Below are 18,109 nucleotides of genomic sequence, written 5' to 3' on the forward strand. Positions count from 1 at the left end.
AAATTGCTACGCTAAGAGTTTACTGCTGTAATTCTCTAATTTTTAATGTCAAAAACGTCAAGTGATAATCCTCTGCTCCATAAAAATACTGCTATTATTATGAATATGAATATTTCTAAAGAGTTGGCATTATTCCTCGCCAAGCTTCCTAATGAACCGGGTATCTATCGCATGCTGGATGAAGAGGGTACTGTGCTTTATGTGGGCAAAGCGGCCAATTTGAAAAAACGAGTTACGAGCTATTTTAATAAGCAGAAAACAGGGATTAAAACCCGTTCTTTAGTCACTCAAATTGTTTCTATTGAAATTTCAGTGACTCGGAGTGAAACGGAGGCATTACTTTTAGAAAGCAATCTTATTAAAACGTTAAAACCCAAATACAATGTTTTATTGCGTGATGATAAATCTTATCCTTATATCCATCTTTCTAATCATCCTCAATTCCCACGAATAGAAAGCTATCGCTCGAAAAAAAAGCCACTTTCTGGGGATTTCTTTGGTCCTTATCCTAGTAGTGGAGCAGTGAAAGAAACTATAGTAACCATTCAAAAAGTATTTAAAATTCGTAATTGCCGTGACAGCTATTTTAATGCACGTTCACGGCCTTGTTTACAGTATCAAATTAAGCGCTGTACCGCACCCTGTGTGAATTACATTACTCCAGAGGACTATAAACGTTCAGTACACGATGCCATGCGTTTTTTACAAGGCAAGTGCCAATTAATTCTCGATGAATTAGCAAAGCGAATAGATAAAGCAGTGAGCGAGTTGAATTTTGAAGAAGCGGCTCTTTTTCGAGATCAGATTAAAAGCTTACGATTAGTCCAAGAGCAACAAGGAATTTTACAATTACAAGGAGATGCGGACGCCATTGCTATTGAAGTAAATCCAGGTTTTGCTTGTGTGCAGTGTGTAACCATTCGTGAGGGGCAAATATTGACAAGCCATAGTTATTTCCCATCTTTGCCGCAAAACGGATTGGATGAGGAGTTCGGGGTGGATACTCTATGGCAACAAATTTTTAGTGCATTTATTGGCTTTTATTATTTAGATGCTCCGGAAAAAATTCCAGCACTAATTATTACGAATCATCCTGTAGAGGATCAAAAAGCACTTCAAGAGGCATTATCACAGCAACGTGGTAAATCATGTAAGCTTCAGGCCAACCCTCGTGGGGTTAAATTACGTTGGATGGATTTTGCATTGAATAATTTACGTGTTTCTGTTGCTGAATATGTCACGAAACATTCTACCATGAGATCTCGTTTTCAAGAGTTAGAGCAGTTTTTAGGACTGAAAAGGCCAATTGAACGAATGGAGTGCTTTGATATAAGTCATACGCTTGGAGAGGCGACGGTGGCATCTTGTGTTGTATTTGAACAAGAAGGACCTTCTCCTAATCAATATAGGCGTTTTAATATTGAAGGCATCACGCCAGGTGATGATTATGCTGCTATGGAGCAGGCAATTACTCGTCGTTTTAAACGTTTAGTAGAAACTCAATCTTTACCTGATGTACTCATTATTGATGGAGGTAAGGGGCAGGTTGCTGTTGCTCAAAAAGCCCTTTCATCTTTAAACATATCCTCTGTGATTTTATTGGGCATCGCAAAAGGACCGGCACGAAAAGCGGGATGGGAAAAGTTAATTTTAGTGCATGACGCACGAGAGTTGAGCTTACCTGATGATTCTAAGGCATTGCATTTGTTACAACATATTCGTGATGAAGCGCATCGCTTTGCGATTACTGCTCATCGCAAGAAAAGACAAAAAAAGCAGTTGGATTCTGTTCTTGAAGACATAGAAGGAGTAGGCAGGAAACGCAGACAAGCATTATTGCATCGTTTTGGAGGGCTGCGTGAACTTGCAAAAGCCCCGTTAGAAGAAATAGCTAAGGTGCAGGGGATTAATGAGCATTTGGCAAGGCGCATTTTTCAATTTTTTCATGGCGAAAATACATTGCTATGAAATAATCTAGGTAAGTAACAGTCTAATATGGTTTTTATTTTATCATAAAGATTTATTTATGATTATTAATGTCAGTCTTAACGAATAGAGAATGAGAATATTATTTATAACCCTAGCAAAATTTCTAATATTCGTACTACACTTAGGGTAGATATGCTCGAATAATAATTAGAACAAATTGTATTTAAGCACAGATCTTGCAGGTAAAAAAATAAAAAGTAAGGTGAGGGGGGCATATGTATAAAATACTTTCCATTGCATTAATGATGCTCATGGGTGCTGTAGTAAATGCCGCTAATTTTTATGGCACAGGATTATGTAGTTATCCTCAATATGACTGTATTAAAGTAGAGTCAGGACAAAGCTGGGAAACTTTATTTCCTGATCCTACCCAACGTGATATTGTCCAAAGGGTTAATCGTACTTATAACCCTCTATGGGCTGGTAAGGTTATTGCAGTACCAAAAAATTTAGCGTATCTCACTGTTTTTGATGTTTCTCCTTTCCCACTCAAGATACCTGAAGAGCATCAAAAGCTAATTATTGTCGATCAAGATAAATTAGCTTATGCCGCCTATGATGTTGACGGTAACTTGGTAAAATGGGGGCCTATTTCATCTGGAAGAGATAGATGTCCTGATGCGAATCGTTCTTGTCGAACTTTAACAGGTATTTATCGCGTCTTTAGTAAAGAAAATGAGAAATGTACCTCGGATGTGTTCCCAATCGGTAAAGGTGGAGCCAAGATGCCTTTTTGCATGTTCTTTCATAAAGGCTTTGCATTACATGGTTCCGAAGATATACCAGGAGTTAGAGCAAGCCACGGTTGTGTAAGGATGTTTACTGCTGATGCTAAATGGTTAAATCAAAATTTTGTTGAATTATCCAGTGAACGTAATAATTTCATGGGTACAACAATAATCGTTCGTCCAATAAATGACAGTGAGTGAGAAAAATGATGAATACAATAAAAAAATTCACTTCGATTTCATTGATTCTTTTCTTAGGGCTGTTATCTACTCACCTTGACGCGGCTACTAAATCCAAAAAAAACAAAAATGAGGATGGACAAGCAAAATCCGCAAAAGAGGAAACTCGATTTCCCATAGGCTGCAGACCGGTTGGGTATAAGGAAAGTTTAAAAATATTGAGCCTTTATCCAGGAAAAGAGGGCGCCTTACAATCTTTATATTTCTTTTTCAATAAATTGCCACAAACCGTAAGTTTATACCAAATGCGTGATGAGGATAGCGAATATACAACTCGTGTGAATCATACTATTGGCGGTAACCAATGGGCAGTTTTAGCAACCGGGGAGCCCTTAGTCAAATTTATTTGTACTTTAGGGGATGGTAAAACTTCCTATGGAAAAATTGTAGATTGTGCTGATACGATTAAAGTGTGTGAGTACGTTCATGTTAAATTTGGTTTAAATAATAAAGGTAATTATTGGATCGTAGATGGTGCTACTAGAAATGAGGCAGTTAATGGGGTAGTGCATTATGGCATAATACCTGGGGTATAAATCTGAATTATAAAAAAATTCGGGTTAAATTGCCGTGTTAAGAGGGAGAATTTTCATGAAATCGCTAGTACCTTGGGTATGTTTGTTTGTTGCATCAGCCGGCCAACAAGCTTTTGCTGATGATTTCAGTGCTTATCGATTAGGCAACTATAATAAAGCGATTGAACCTTTGATGAGTCAATCAGGAAAAAATGCTGTTGCTGATTATTACTTAGGTCGAATTTACCTGTACGGGTATGGCCAACTAAAAAACAATCAGCTTGCTATACGTTATTTTACCCAATCGGCGCAAAAAGGATATCTGCCTGCCATTTTACTCATGGCCAAATACTCTTTATTACATGAAAAAAATTCAGAGCAAGCTTTAGAGTGGTTTAAAAAAGCGGCAGATGCTGGTGATGTAGATGCCCAAATGTTTACTGCAGCGGCTTATATGTATGGCGTTGGCGTCAAAAAAAATAGTGATATAGCAACTCGTTATTATATTAATGCAGCAAAAAATGGTAATTCAATTGCCCAATTTACTTTAGCAACGAATTTTATAGACAGCCGAAATGCATCAAATCGTAAATTAGGTCTTATTTGGTTGAATAAATCAGTTGCCAATAATAATCCTCAGGCTCTTACTAAATTAGCTCATCTTTATATTGAAGGAAAATTGGTTGATAAAGATGAAGATAAAGGAATCGAATTATTAAATCGGGCAGTATCTCAAGGTTTTGCACCGGCAATGGTTGCTTTGGGCGAATTGGCTTTAGAGCATAATCAAAAAGAGCAAGCTCTGGAGTGGTTTAATAAAGCAAGTAATCAGCAGAATGATCAGGCATACTTGGATTTGGCTCATATTTATTTACAATCCAAAGGTCCACTTTATGATCCTAAAACTGCTTTTATGTGGACTTTAAAAGCGGCGCAAGATGGACTACCCCAAGGTAAACGTGAGTTGGCCGAAATGTACCAAAAAGGAATAGGAGTTGAAGCGGATTCTAATATAGCAAAGCAATGGTTGAACCAAGCCAATCAAGATGAAAGCTCAAAAAATCAAGAGGCTGCTTTGGCACAAGCCGCATTGTGGTTGAGTAATGGTGTAACGGATAAATTGGAGCAGACTGATTTCCAAATGCAAGGGATATTAAGTGCCTGGCAAAATCCATCTGTATTAGGTGATTTTGCTTATAATCAAGCACCCAAATTGAAGAATGTGGTGCGTCAATCTGTATTTAAACCTCAATTTGAATTGATTCAGCCTAATGATGTACCTATAACCAGTTTTTATGATGTACTACTTCGTAAAAATCCTGATTTCCAAGCCAATCAATGGACTTATCCTTTTTATCCTTTAAACAAACAGTTAGCTGCTGCATTAAGGGAGCATAGTCCTATTTTTAACCAAACGAATTTACCTGTTCCTTATGTTGATGCAAATTATTACGATTATGACGATAACTCACAAGCGAGCATCCTGGATTTATGGACAGATGGTTGGCAAGCACAACTGAATTATATGTCTATTTTTAACAATTTATATTCCAGAGCAATATTAGGTGATGCTCAATCACAGTTTGAAATAGGGCAAATGTTTCAATACGGTATTGGTGTTGCTCAAAGTGATGCTTCTGCAATTATTTTTTATCAAAATGCGGCACAACAACAACATTTAGGCGCCGAGTACAATCTAGGCATGTTGTATTTGCAACATGCTAAAGATAAAAATGATTATCAGCTTGCTTTAAATGATTTAACGGATGCTGCATTTAAGGGAAATAAAAAGTCTCAATATGTGCTTGCTAGAATTTTGACCCAAGGAGTAACGGGTCAAGATGGAACAGTATATATTCAGCCTAACCAAGAACAGGCAACGTCTATGTTGTATCTGGCTGCTGCTAATAATTATGGTCCTGCGGAATATGAATTAGCAGATAATTTGGCACGACAAAATGATAGTGCATTAAGCGTCAATGTCAGAAAGCATAAAATAGCAATGATACGTCAGCTTTATCAAGGAGCCGCAGATCGCGGAGTATCTCAAGCTTTATTACCACTTGCTTTTTATAATGCAATGGATGAGGACAAGCAAAGACAAGATCAAGCGTTCCAGATTGCTAAGGAGCAAGCCTTGGTGGGTAATGATGACGCCGCGCTCTTGTTAGGTTTACTTTATGATCGAGGCATTGGGGTAACAGCTGATCCTGGACAAGCAATCACTTGGTATCAACAATCAGGAAAAAATGCTGTAAGCGATTTTATTTTGGGTACTTATGTAGCAGAAGGAAAAGGCATTGCTCAGGATACGGCAAGAGGAATGGAACAGTTACAACAATCTGTTAATGATAAATTTTCTTACGCTGATTTCAATATGGCTGTGTTACAAAAACAGATGGGCGTGGAGTTTTTACCTAATTTGATCCAAGCTTATCAGCTAGGAAATAGCCATGCTGGGATTGTTTTAGCTGATTATTATTTAATAGACAATTCTGATCCCCAAAAAATGCAGGAGGCGAAACAAATTTACGCCGGTCTTGCTGAAAAAGGAGATCAGTACGCTCAATTAAAATTAGCATACATGCTGCAGAAGGGTTTAGGCTCTGAACCGGATTTGACTGAAGCACAACGCTGGTATACTGCTTCAGCAGAACAAGGAAATCCTCTAGCTCAATACCTATTAGCTCAATTATATCAACTGGGTATTAATAGTGATCCCGATTATAATTTGGCACGAGAGTGGTACCAAAAGGCAGCTACGGCATTGCCTGAGGCTTTAGTTGCATTAGGCTTTATACATGAAACTGTTGATGATAATTATCCTAAGGCATTGAAAGAATATGAAGAAGCAGCTGCCAAAGGCGATGCTTTAGGAACATATGATTTAGGCTTAATGTATTTATATGGAAAAGGTATCCCTGTGGATTACCAAAAGGCTAGGGACTTCTTTGCTGAAGCAGCAAATCAAGGAGTTCATGAAGCAATGAATCAATTGGGGACCATTTATTTTTATGGATTAGGGCAGGCTCGAGATACACAACAAGCTTTAGCATGGTATAAAAAAGCAGCAGAACTAGGAAATGCTAATGCACTTTATCAATTGGGGTTATTATCTGAGACAGGGGTCATTACCAAGCTTGATTTTAATGACGCACTCAAATATTACCAGCAATCAGCAGATAAAGGTAATGAAAAGGCAATGTTGGCTTTAGCTAGAATGTATCACTATGGCCTGGGTGTTGAAAAAAATCCTGAAATGGCAGCAAGTTTTTATCAAAAATTAGCCATACGTCAAAATGCTTATGCTCAATACCAATTAGGCACTTATTATTTGGAAGGTACTGCAGGCGAGCGTTCAGTTGCTAAAGGCAAAGAATTATTGCAGCAAGCAAGTGATAATGGTAATTTGCAAGCACGCCAAGTGTTACAGCGATTAGAAGCACAAACTCAAGCACGAGTTAGTTTTATTGAGCCTGTGTTGATGAATAATGCGCCGGTAGCTGCTGCAGGACAAACAGCTGATTTAATGTACCTAGAAGCGCTTAATGAGTGGAATCAAGGTGATGAAGTTTTATCACGAATGATTTTACAACGTTTAGTGACCCAATATCCTAACTTTACCCCCGCAAAACGTGCTTTTGATCAATTGAACCAGGCACGATTAGTGAGTATTTATAGTTAACCTTCTATTTTGCAGTATCATGTAGCCTGAATGGGGTATAGTGGGACTCGAGGAATTAATTAAATAATTTGAGTTCCACTTACTTGCACTAAGATTAAAAATTGCGACAACAAGTTGACTTTTTGCAACCTCATAACAAGGACTCAAATTCCACTATCTATAATAGTCAGGTTACCAAGCGTGCTTGTTGTTGATATATGATAATAGCATTATAATGCCGTTATCATGTGTATCAGTGGGGGCATAACTATGTTAGCGATTCTAGAAGCAAATAAAGCGGGCCTTCTCCAGCCAAAACATTGGCTCAATAATATTATTGCTGGAGTTATTGTAGGTGTTGTTGCCTTACCGCTTGCTATGGCATTCGCAATTGCATCGGGAGCTAAACCAGAACAAGGGCTCTACACCGCTATTGTGGCTGGATTGTTTGTTTCGATATTTGGAGGGAGTCGACTGCAAATTGCAGGCCCAACGGGTGCATTTATCGTTATTTTATCGGGTATTACAGCAAAATACGGCATTGAAGGCTTACAAATCGCAAGTATAATGGCAGGGGGAATGTTGCTATTACTTGGTTTGGCGAAAATGGGTGCCATTATTAAATTTATACCCGACCCAGTAATCGTCGGCTTTACTGCAGGGATTGGCATTATTATCTGGGTGGGACAATGGCAAGATTTTTTTGGACTCCCTGCTGTTACGGGGGAGCATTTTCATACTAAATTGATTCATTTAATTCAAGTGCTTCCTCAATTCCACTTAGCAACTACTTTGTTGGCCATTCTTGCACTCCTATTAGTTATTTATAGTCCCAAAGTACCATTACTAAAGCGTGTTCCTGGACCTTTGGTAGCACTGATCGTTACGACTTTAATTCAAGTAATATTTCAATTCAAAGGAATCAAAACAATTGGTTCCGCTTTTGGCGGGATTCCTCAGGGGATGCCTGCATTTGCTCTCCCTTCCGTCACCTGGGACAAAATCATTGAATTGATTGGCCCTGCATTTACAATTGCGATGCTTGGAGCCATCGAGTCGCTCTTATCTGCTGTGGTTGCTGATGGTATGGCTGGCACTAGACATGACTCCAATCAGGAACTAGTGGGTCAAGGATTGGCTAACATTGTAGCTCCTTTGTTTGGAGGATTTGCTGCAACGGGGGCAATTGCACGAACAGCAACTAATATCCGTAATGGGGGTACAGCCCCAATTGCGGGAATTGTTCATTCAATTACTTTAATCATTATTTTATTGATATTGGCTCCTTTAGCGGTCCATATTCCATTGGCTACATTGGCTGCCATACTTTTTGTGGTCGCTTGGAATATGAGTGAAGCGAAGCATTTTATTAAAATGCTGCATCGAGCTCCTTTGGCCGATGCTGTGATTTTGTTGATTACCTTTGTACTGACTGTTTTTGCCGATCTGGTAGTCGCAGTTAATATTGGTGTCATTCTAGCAACACTCCAGTTTCTGCGCAGAATGGCCACCAGTGTCGAAGTTCGTCAGGCGACAGAGCAGGAATTGGTACAGGAATTTGCACACAGAGGGTTTATCACTTTACCACCTGGAGTGTTAGTTTTTACTGTCGAAGGTCCTTTCTTTTTTGGAGCTGTCGAAAATTTTGAACGTGCTTTAGCTGGAACACATACCGATCCCAAATATCTTATTATTCGACTTAAATGGGTTCCTTTTATCGATATAACCGGCCTGCAAACTTTAGAAGAGGTTATTAACGATTTACAAAAGCGTGGTGTCAACGTCATGTTGTCTGGCGCTAATGACCGGGTTAGGGGAAAATTGCAAAAATCTGGGATTATCGATTTGATTGGAGAAAAAAATAATTTTCATACTTTTGATGAAGCCTTAGTTTTTCTAAAAGAAAGTATGCCTGAATTAAGTGATGCTTCGTCTTCCCAGCAAATTGTTGTAAGCGACTTTGCTCAAAATGTGCGGAATCCAGATTAAGAAAATTTTTGATCATCAGCAGAGTATGGAAAGGAGATAAACTACTCATTTTTTTCTTATGGATTATCGGCTGAGTCTGTATTCTCTTCAAGATAACGGATCTCGTGTTTCTCAAGGTACTCTCGAATTAATTGCCTGACAACTTGAGAGGGAGTCAAATCTTGGGAAGCGCAGAGCTTTTCAAACGCCTGTTTTTTTCGCGGATCCATTAGTACGGTAAAACGCGCTGTCTTACTTTCCACTTATTGTTGCCCTCATATGTTTAGGTAATAATATATTATAATCACATTCCAAGTGTTGTAGAAACATCCCTTTTTGGTAAGAAGCCGAAAACTTTATTGGTTTATTATATAGTGCTATCCACTAAGTTCTGTATATCGTTGCAAGCTCGTTCTGCTTTGATGGATCCTCTTTCACCTCACTTTACTTGCCTTGTCTAGAACTGAGCGTATGACACTATAGAAATTGACTGTTATTATTTTGATTTTTATTAAATCTCTAGTGGTGACAGCGTAGCACATCTCTCTATTTTTCTATGAAATAAATTCTTGCATCTTTGATAATATTTACTCAAAATAGCTTGTGCTTTATCTGATTTAAAATCAGGTATCTAAATTCATATAACAGGGGTGTTGAGATGAAACATACGTTAACTATTTGCGTATTTGATCATACTGTAGAAGGTAATCCTTTTTGGCATGGTTCTTTTTTTCTATCTAAATTGAATGAAAGCAAACAGTTGCTTGAGGTCGCGGAGACCTGGGGATTTTATGGTGTAACAAGTACAACTGATAGAAAGAGTTGGTGGGGTAAATTAAAAACTAAATTTGCTTTGGATGTTGATTTTCAAGGTAATCATGGAATACTCACTCACGAAGAAGTTCGATTTATGGATCTTGGTCATGGGTTGCATGGATATACTTTTGAACTTACTGAGGAGCAATTTAATGAGATACAAAAAAGATGCACTAAAGCAGTAGCAGATCAAGAGGCTGCCATTAAAGAAATTGTAGGTTCTGAAATCCCATCGGATCCATCGCGAAAAGTGAGATTTTATAAAGAAGAACCAGTATCCAAGCATATTTTTGAGATAGAGAAATACAAAGCAAAAATGGAGGGGCGTCCTTCTCGCTTAAAGCCATTTGATTTACAAGTGTCCTTTGGTTTTTGGGGACCAAGTCTTGAAAAATCTCATACTTGTAAAAGTGAAGCCCTTAATCTATTAGAAGGGATATTAACAGAAGAACAACTTGCACCTTTTAAAGCTACTTCCTTGCCGCGATTTATACGTGGTTTAGAGCCTATTCTGTTACATAGTACTGGTAAATTGCGCACTCATACTCGAAGTTCTGGCAAAGAGGTTTTCTATCGTGATAGACGCGATGAAGATGTTAAATTGTATTGGAGTGTTCCTCCTCAACATGTTGAAGCTTTGTCAACAGATACAATAGATTTATTATCTATAGACAAAGAATATATTGCAGAAGTTAAGAGCACTGTGAGTAAGTTGCAGCGTTTGGAGTGGTCATTAAGAAATGCTTCTTTGCCTACTCAATATCAAGAATATAAAGATAATTTAATTGATAAAGTCATTACGTGTTACAAAGCATTTGCTATTGTGGAGCCTAAAAAAGATACAAAAATATCAGGATGGCAAGGATTTGCTCTTTCTCTATTCTCATTACCAAGAAGTAGAGAGGAGAAAAAATTACAAGACAAAATTCATCAGGCCAAAATGCTTTTAAATTCTATTTACATGGCAATTGCTGATGGATGGGTAATTGACGAGAGGTATCCTTCCGAAGTATCTGCTACTGAACATGATGAAGATTATAATCCACTTGAGGCAGTTGTTTCTTATTTATCGATTGATGATAAGAAAGAACTTTGCCAGATATTAGGACGCACTTATGTCGAGCGCGAAGAAGACGAAGAAATGAGTGAAGAATCACTTTCATTTGCAGCACAAATGTAGTTTTAAAGAGCAACTCTTTGCAGGGGAGTTGCTCTTTTTGCTTCATTTTTATCTTCTATAAAATTTCTTGTTTCTCAATTCATTTGGTATCATAATGAAAAACAATAATGTGTTTTTTTAGACCAAATTAATCTGAAGAGTAAGAATGAGCTTTTGTAAGCGATTTTCTTTACTATTTCACTAGATCAGCATAAAGGTACTTTATCTTAGTATCCTGAAAAAAATCATGAACGTTTATCAACTGATTCAATTAATAAGTGCCAATTTACTGAGGAAATAAAGATGAGTATTAGATCGTTCGAAGACAAGAAAATTAGGGCTAATAGTATCGCTCTAAATTTCATTACAGCTGAAGAAGAAGCAAAATCTTTTTGTAAGAAGCTGGATGTGTTGCAAAAAGATCTTTGCTCGGCAAAAACACAAACAGAATTTGATAGTGTCGCTAAAAAGTTAATTACTCAGGGAAAAGAGGTGCATCAGTTTTTATCAACACTGGCAGCAGGGAAGGAACAAGAAACGAAACTAGCTTTAACATACGGTTCTAAATATGTAGGAAAGCTCTCAAAATATATAGATGTTGTAACCGAAAGCGTTTCAGAAAAAAACGAGTCAGTCGCTCTTGAAGAAATATTGAAGAATTTAGCTGATACCCAAAAGAATGAAGTTCGTAATTTTATTAAAAGCCTAAAAGAACTCCAGCCAGTTTCAGAAACCCTTATGAGTCAAGAAGAAAAATTTAAAGAACGCCTTAGTCAGGCAGATTCATCTGATGTTGTTGATATGATTGAGGCTGAAATTTTGGCGAAGAATAATATTATTGAAGGCTCTTTGAATCGACTCATCTCTTATCCTCAAGATGAGGCTGTAGCTGGAGCCCTTGTCAATTTTTTGCAGAGGAATGAACGCCTTTTAAATATAATGCAATCTTTTGATATATACGCGTCCTTAGAGGATGATCTATCAAATGCGAGGGCAGCACTCCCTGTAAATAATAGATCTTTACGTAGTTAGATGAGTTGCCAATTGAGTTTTTGTACAAAATATATAGAACATAGAGGCTATTATGAATTATAGCTCACAGAGCAAACCTCATTGAGGTAGTTTTTGACTCATGTAACTCCCCATCTCATCCTGAGCGGAGCTATACCCACGAAATTTAAAAAAGTCCAGTCACTCTTTAGAACCGTTCAGCCTGAGGAGGGGCAAAATGCCCCGTCTCGAAGGCCTGCTGCAAGCTTCGAGACAGCGCTTTGCGCTTCCTCAGCCCGAACGAGCCCAGTCAAATCATCTTGTAGTTTAAATTTCGGGGGACAGATGAGTTCAGGAGAACGTGGGGAGTTACAAAATATTTTACAACTCATTTTAATTTTCTTTGTATAGACATCTACAGCACACCTAATTTCTATAAAAAAGATTAATATAGCCTTAACAAAATTCACTTTATATTCCTTCTTGTAATAGGCTATTCATTTTATTCATTTTGATATCACTTAAGGTTAAGACTAATGTGTGAAAATAATACATATAGGATGGAAAGTTAACTAATTTTTAAATGCTCTTTTGGCTAAAAACCAAAAAAAACACTATATAGTGAGGGTTATTATGTTTGACGAATTAATAAAAATCTTAGGGGATAAGGTCACAATGAAAAAGGATATTAGAGGCGCAATAGCGTTAAGTAAACATATTGCCTATCAAAAACATTTATCACCTATTTTATCTCTTTTAAAAAATGCACCTGAAAACAGTATCGATGTAGTTGTTTGCAATCAATTAATGAATAAGTTTAATAGAGATTGGGATTTTATATGTGCTGTTTACAATCTATTAATTGCTAAAGAAATAGCTAATGAAGCCAGCATTAATAGTTTTATTACAATGGCTGGGAAAAATAAAAAGTTTGAAGCGGCACAAAATGCTTTTGAATTTGCTAAAACAAGGAAATTAGTTAATGAGATTACATTTAATAGTTTCATTGTGGTTGCAGGGAAAAATAGGCAGTTTCATGCAGCGCAAAATGCATTTGAATTGGCCAAAAAATGGAAATTGACCAATGCGATTACCTTCGCAACTTTTATTGATGTAGCTGGAAAGCATGGGCAATTTGAATTGGCGCAAAATACCTTTGAATTAGCAAAAAAATGTGGATTGCTCAATGAAGCTGCCTTTTCTAGTTTTATTGATGCAGCGGGTAAAAATGGACGATTTGAATTGGCGCAGAAGGCTTTTGAGTTAGCTAAAAACTGTAAATTGGTTAATGAAGTCACTTTTGCAAGTTTCATTGATGCGGCGGGTAAAAATGGGCAATTCGAAATAGCCCAAAATACTTTTGCATTGGCTAAAAGCAGCAACTTAGCAAATCAGATTACTTTTAATAGCTTCATTAATGCAGCAGGCAAGAATGGGCAGTTTACGGCAGCACAAAATGCGTTTGCACAAGCTAAAGAAAAAAGTTTGCTTGATCAGGTCACGTTCGCAAGTTTTATTAATTTAGCAGGGAAGAATGGAAAATTTGAAGCAGCTCAAAATGCCTTTGAGTTAGCTAAAGAATATAAACTAGTCAATGAATTTACATTTAATTGTTTCATTAACATCGCAGGAAAAAATAGACAGTTTGAGGCAGCCCAAAGGGCTTTCGAATTAGCCAAAAAAATGAGATTGGCTAATGCAGTTACGTTTACTAGTTTCATTGATATAGCCGGAAAAAATGGGCAGTATGAGGCGGCGCAAAATGCTTATGAGTTAGCTAGAAAATGGAAATTAACGAATCATTCAAATGTTATTTAATGAGAATATTGTACTAAGCTCTGAAACAGCGTAAATACTTTTTTAGTCCGACGTAAACGAGATGATGTTTCAATTGTTTACCAGAAAACACATCTTTTCGAGCAAATATTTGCATTGGAAAGCAGATGTTGCTTAGGTCGTTTGTTATAGCGAACAAACGAACTGGTATATTACCAGTTCGAAGTTTATAAATTCAGATAATTACGCAGCCATTGCCTTTACACGTGCTACTAAACGGCTTTTAATTCGTGCAGCTTTATTTTTATGAATCAAACCTTTTCCTGCAGCTTTGTCAATAATAGGTTGGGCTTTGGTATAGGCAGCATGAGCAGCTTCTTTATCACCTGATTCAACAGCTTTAAGCACATTTTTGATGTAAGTGCGGAACATAGAACGTGCACTGGCATTATGTTGACGCAGTTTAACGTTTTGGCGAGCGCGTTTGATTGCTGATTTAATATTTGCCACTTAAAAATCTCCACTCATTCAGTAGGTACAAAAGATGTTGATCATGCACAACAAGATATAAATTGTCAATATAATTTATTTGTCCAAAGCTCTTTATTGTGTTTCGTTATTGAGACATCTATAATTGCGTTGCAAATTTCATCCGTAATTTACAGGATATTAATGAATACTGTCTAAACAGAGTTGGGTTTATCTATGTTCGGTATAAAAGGCATTTTTATGCTGTTTCTGTCGTTAAATAGCACTACAAAAAGAGAGTAACATTGAATTCGTTGAGTACAGGATGATTTTGCGTTATTTGTTTCTCAGTGATGAATGATGGTTTCATCTCTCATGCATTATTAAGATTATGTAAGAGAAAGGATTTAGGTATATCATAAGATATCTTTCGTTTTATTTTTAAAATTATGTCAGCAACAGATGCAGAAATTATGGTACCTAAACGACAAAGCTTATTGCGCTCAACTACGTTAGTATCAGTGATGACGTTTATTTCACGTGTTGTGGGTTTTGCGCGTGATATGGTTCTTGCCAATTTTTTTGGTGCTCAAGCCGGTATGGATGCTTTTTTTGTGGCATTTCGTATTCCTAATTTTATGCGTCGCTTATTTGCGGAAGGGGCTTTTGCACAGGCCTTTGTTCCGGTACTGGCAGAATATCAAAAAACACGTACTCCAGAGGACGTTCGTGTTTTTATTGCTCGTATTGCTGGGTATTTAGGATCTATTCTCAGTGTTGTTACTTTAATTGGTATATTTGCAGCGCCTGTAATTATTTTTTTGTTTGCTCCGGGATTTAGCCACGATAGCAGTCGTGCCGTATTGGCTACAGAAATGCTGCGTATTACTTTTCCGTTTTTGATGTTAGTTTCTTTAACAGCTATGGCTGGTGCAGTGTTAAATACCTATGGTTATTTTGCAATCCCTGCATTTACTCCAGTCTTGCTTAATATCTGCATGATTCTTGCAGCAATTTATTTATGCCCTCATTTGCCAACTCCTGTAGTAGGTTTAGCGTGGGGAGTACTGGTTGCAGGAATTATACAATTAATCTTTCAAATTCCTTTTTTACATCAACGTAATTTACTGGTAAGACCACGTGTAGTGAGAGATGATGCAGGGGTTAATAAAGTATTAAAATTAATGATCCCTGCCTTGTTTGGTGTTTCTATCGCCCAGCTTAATTTAATGGTTGATAGTATTTTTGCATCTTTTTTAAAAGTGGGCAGTGTCTCATGGTTATATTACACCGATCGTCTCACTGATTTTCCGTTAGGTGTTTTTGGAGTGGCTGTTGCTACAGTAATTTTACCCCACTTGTCTAGAAGATATTCTGAACAAAGTATAAACCAATATTCGAGTGCATTAGATTGGGGATTACGATTAATTTTGCTGATTGGAATTCCTGCCGGTTTGGGGTTATGTTTATTTGCAATGCCTTTAATTGCCAGTTGTTTTGCCTATGGCAAATTTACCGCTTATGATGTGCTGCAGACCCAGAAGAGTTTAATTACTCTTGGAGCAGGTGTTCCTGCTTTTATGATGGTTAAAGTTTTGGCTTCAGGTTTTTATGCACAACAAGATATCAGTACTCCGGTTAAAGTAGGCGCTATTTGTATGATAGTGAATACTCTATTATGCTTTTTGTTTATTCGACATTTTGCTCATGCTGGCCTGACTTTGGCTTCTGCATTAGCAGGTTATATAAACTGTGGCAGTCTCTTGTTTTTACTGATTAAACGTGGAGTATTCAAACCCTCTCCAGGATGGTTAAAATACAGCATCCAATTAATTTGTGCTAATATTGCAATTAGTATTTATTTAATTTTCACGACTGAATCAGTAAGTTACTGGCTTAGCTTTTCTCCGATAAAGCGTTTAAGCGTATTATCACTCCATATATTGGTGGTAGTAGTCATTTATTTATTGGTTCTAGGATTAACAGGGTTAAGAGCTTCCCATTTTCGTGGCCAAGTGAAGGAATAAGAAATATGCAAGCAAAATTATTTTATGAAACTCAGAGCGATAGGGCAATTCCTCTTTATTTGATGTCACAGGAGCAGTGGGAAGAACAAATCAATATATTAACGGCTGCAGAACGAAATTGTTTCGCTTTACATCAATTTAAGGGAAACATAGGTGACTCTTGTTTCATTTTTAATGCAGATGGCCTAATTGATAAAGCCTATATAGGCTGCGGAGATGGAAACCAAGCTCAGGCTATGGCAAATGCGGCTTTATTACTTCCTCCTAATACTTATAAAGTACAAGGCTTCTGTTCTCAAGAGGCATCAATGAATTGGGCATTAGCACAATATGGTTTTGAAGCCTATAAAAAAAGCGAAACCAAACCACGTATTTTGGTGGTCAATGCAGATGATTTAAACGATCTCTTAAATTTAGTACAAGCTCAATTTTTAGTTCGAGATTTAATTAATAAGCCAACAAGTGATTTAGGGCCAAAAGAAATGGCTGAAGTAGTTGAGCAATTAGCTAAAACCCATAAGGCACAATTTAAACAATGGGTTGGAGATGAATTAATCAAGGATAATTTTCCAGCTATCCATGCCGTAGGACGTGCTTCCAAATCTGCACCGCGTTTGTTGTCGTTAACTTGGGGCGATGAGAATCATCCTCGTGTTACTCTAGTAGGAAAAGGAGTATGTTTTGATAGCGGTGGTTTGGACATTAAATCAGCCTACGGAATGCGTCTTATGAAGAAAGACATGGGGGGGGCCGCCCATGTGATTGGACTTGCACAGTGGATTATGACGCGTCATTTACCTGTTCGATTACATATGCTGATTCCTGCAGTGGAAAACTCTATAGGACCTGATGCATTTAGACCAGGGGATGTTTTAACCATGCGTAACGGTTTAACTGTAGAAATACACAATACTGATGCGGAGGGTCGTTTGATTTTGGCTGATGCTTTAGTAAAAGCCTGTGAAGAACAACCGGAATTATTAATCGACTTTGCTACGTTAACCGGTGCTGCCCGAGTTTCCGTGGGAAGTGAAATCGCTGCATTTTTTACGAATAGCGATCAGCTTGCTAAAGAAGTAAGTGATGTTTCTGTGAAAGCAGTTGATCCTGTTTGGCGTTTGCCGTTATTTGAGGCTTATGAAGAGATCCTTCGCTCCAATGTGGCTGATTTAAGCAACGCAAGTGATCATCCATATGCAGGAGCAATTGTTGCAGGTTTATTTTTGCAGCGATTTGTGTCAAAAACCACCCCTTGGATACATCTTGATATTATGGCATGGAATTTAAGTAGTAAACCAGGGAAGCCAGAAGGTGGTGAAGCGATGGGATTTCGTACAATTGCAGCATATTTGTTGCAAACTTACGGATAATTACAGGATGAAAAAAATTAAAAGGAGATTTTGATGCTCGTTACGTTTCATACTGATGCTTATGAAGACATTACCTATTTTGCGGATGTAGCCAAGCGTTTACTTTCTTTAATGGGCCATAGCGGCGCTATTCCGGGAGCAATCAAATCTGAAGATCTTCCTGAAGCTTTGAAAAGATTACAGTCTGGTCTTGGCAAAGAAGAAAAAGTAGTAGAGGATGATGAGGAAAACGATGCTCCAATCAGTTTGAAAAAACGTGCCGTTCCTTTGATTAGTTTATTACAAGCAGCCATTAAAAAGGATAAAGATGTGCTTTGGGATTAATCCATTAAGGATGCCGTTACGGTACACTCTCAAAGAGCTCCTCATTTTGAGATAAAAAAGTTTTTAATGGATTGC

Annotated in this window: 13 protein-coding genes; 11 read left to right on the forward strand and 2 right to left on the reverse strand. The window is 37.5% G+C overall.

Annotated features, from left to right (window positions below):
* The first annotated feature begins 105 nt into the window (after positions 1 to 105).
* The 5 genes from uvrC (at position 106) to DYH34_RS04385 (ending at position 9,125) form a co-directional block, all read left to right on the forward strand.
* On the forward strand, positions 106 to 1,968 hold the full coding sequence (uvrC, locus tag DYH34_RS04365; protein ID WP_058463872.1) for an excinuclease ABC subunit UvrC: 1,863 nt from the start codon (positions 106 to 108) through the stop codon (positions 1,966 to 1,968).
* A 236-nt stretch (positions 1,969 to 2,204) separates the two neighbouring features.
* A complete protein-coding gene (locus tag DYH34_RS04370) occupies positions 2,205 to 2,918 on the forward strand; it encodes a L,D-transpeptidase (protein ID WP_058463811.1) in 714 nt (237 codons plus the stop codon).
* Between the two features lie 8 nt (positions 2,919 to 2,926).
* The gene (locus DYH34_RS04375; protein ID WP_058463812.1) at positions 2,927 to 3,493 is read left to right on the forward strand and encodes a hypothetical protein; all 567 of its coding nucleotides are present in this window, start codon (positions 2,927 to 2,929) and stop codon (positions 3,491 to 3,493) included.
* Positions 3,494 to 3,548: 55 nt separating this feature from the next.
* On the forward strand, positions 3,549 to 7,157 hold the full coding sequence (locus DYH34_RS04380) for a tetratricopeptide repeat protein (RefSeq protein WP_058463813.1): 3,609 nt from the start codon (positions 3,549 to 3,551) through the stop codon (positions 7,155 to 7,157).
* Positions 7,158 to 7,406: 249 nt separating this feature from the next.
* Positions 7,407 to 9,125, forward strand: coding sequence for a SulP family inorganic anion transporter (locus DYH34_RS04385; protein WP_058463814.1), 1,719 nt, complete (start codon positions 7,407 to 7,409; stop codon positions 9,123 to 9,125).
* A gap of 56 nt (positions 9,126 to 9,181) precedes the next feature.
* On the opposite strand, the gene DYH34_RS04390 is transcribed toward DYH34_RS04385, so the two are convergent.
* Positions 9,182 to 9,367, reverse strand: a complete 186-nt coding sequence (locus tag DYH34_RS04390; protein ID WP_058463815.1) for a CopG family transcriptional regulator — start codon at positions 9,365 to 9,367, stop codon at positions 9,182 to 9,184.
* A 395-nt stretch (positions 9,368 to 9,762) separates the two neighbouring features.
* Between DYH34_RS04390 and DYH34_RS04395 the strand changes: the two genes are divergently transcribed.
* From DYH34_RS04395 to DYH34_RS04410, 3 genes are all read left to right on the forward strand, one after another.
* Entirely contained in the window at positions 9,763 to 11,100 is a 1,338-nt protein-coding gene (locus DYH34_RS04395; protein WP_058463816.1) for a hypothetical protein, read from the forward strand.
* Positions 11,101 to 11,382: 282 nt separating this feature from the next.
* Positions 11,383 to 12,111: a hypothetical protein gene (locus tag DYH34_RS04400; RefSeq protein WP_058463817.1), complete on the forward strand. Its 729-nt coding sequence runs from the start codon at positions 11,383 to 11,385 to the stop codon at positions 12,109 to 12,111.
* A 591-nt stretch (positions 12,112 to 12,702) separates the two neighbouring features.
* The gene (locus DYH34_RS04410) at positions 12,703 to 13,887 is read left to right on the forward strand and encodes a pentatricopeptide repeat-containing protein (protein ID WP_058463819.1); all 1,185 of its coding nucleotides are present in this window, start codon (positions 12,703 to 12,705) and stop codon (positions 13,885 to 13,887) included.
* Between the two features lie 201 nt (positions 13,888 to 14,088).
* Here DYH34_RS04410 and rpsT read toward each other — a convergent pair whose 3' ends face one another.
* Positions 14,089 to 14,355 carry a 30S ribosomal protein S20 gene (gene rpsT, locus DYH34_RS04415; protein WP_058463820.1) on the reverse strand — a complete coding sequence of 89 codons (267 nt, stop codon included), beginning with the start codon at positions 14,353 to 14,355 and terminating at the stop codon, positions 14,089 to 14,091.
* Positions 14,356 to 14,762: 407 nt separating this feature from the next.
* Between rpsT and murJ the strand changes: the two genes are divergently transcribed.
* From murJ to DYH34_RS04430, 3 genes are read left to right on the forward strand one after another with little or no spacing between them, the layout of a single operon-like run.
* On the forward strand, positions 14,763 to 16,340 hold the full coding sequence (gene murJ / locus DYH34_RS04420) for a murein biosynthesis integral membrane protein MurJ (protein ID WP_058463821.1): 1,578 nt from the start codon (positions 14,763 to 14,765) through the stop codon (positions 16,338 to 16,340).
* A 5-nt stretch (positions 16,341 to 16,345) separates the two neighbouring features.
* Positions 16,346 to 17,710, forward strand: coding sequence for a leucyl aminopeptidase family protein (locus DYH34_RS04425; protein WP_058463822.1), 1,365 nt, complete (start codon positions 16,346 to 16,348; stop codon positions 17,708 to 17,710).
* 33 nt (positions 17,711 to 17,743) lie between these two features.
* Positions 17,744 to 18,034: a DUF1840 domain-containing protein gene (locus tag DYH34_RS04430; RefSeq protein WP_058463823.1), complete on the forward strand. Its 291-nt coding sequence runs from the start codon at positions 17,744 to 17,746 to the stop codon at positions 18,032 to 18,034.
* The last annotated feature ends 75 nt before the right edge of the window (positions 18,035 to 18,109 follow it).

This window comes from Legionella cincinnatiensis (genome assembly GCF_900452415.1).
GTDB classification, from domain to species: domain Bacteria; phylum Pseudomonadota; class Gammaproteobacteria; order Legionellales; family Legionellaceae; genus Legionella; species Legionella cincinnatiensis.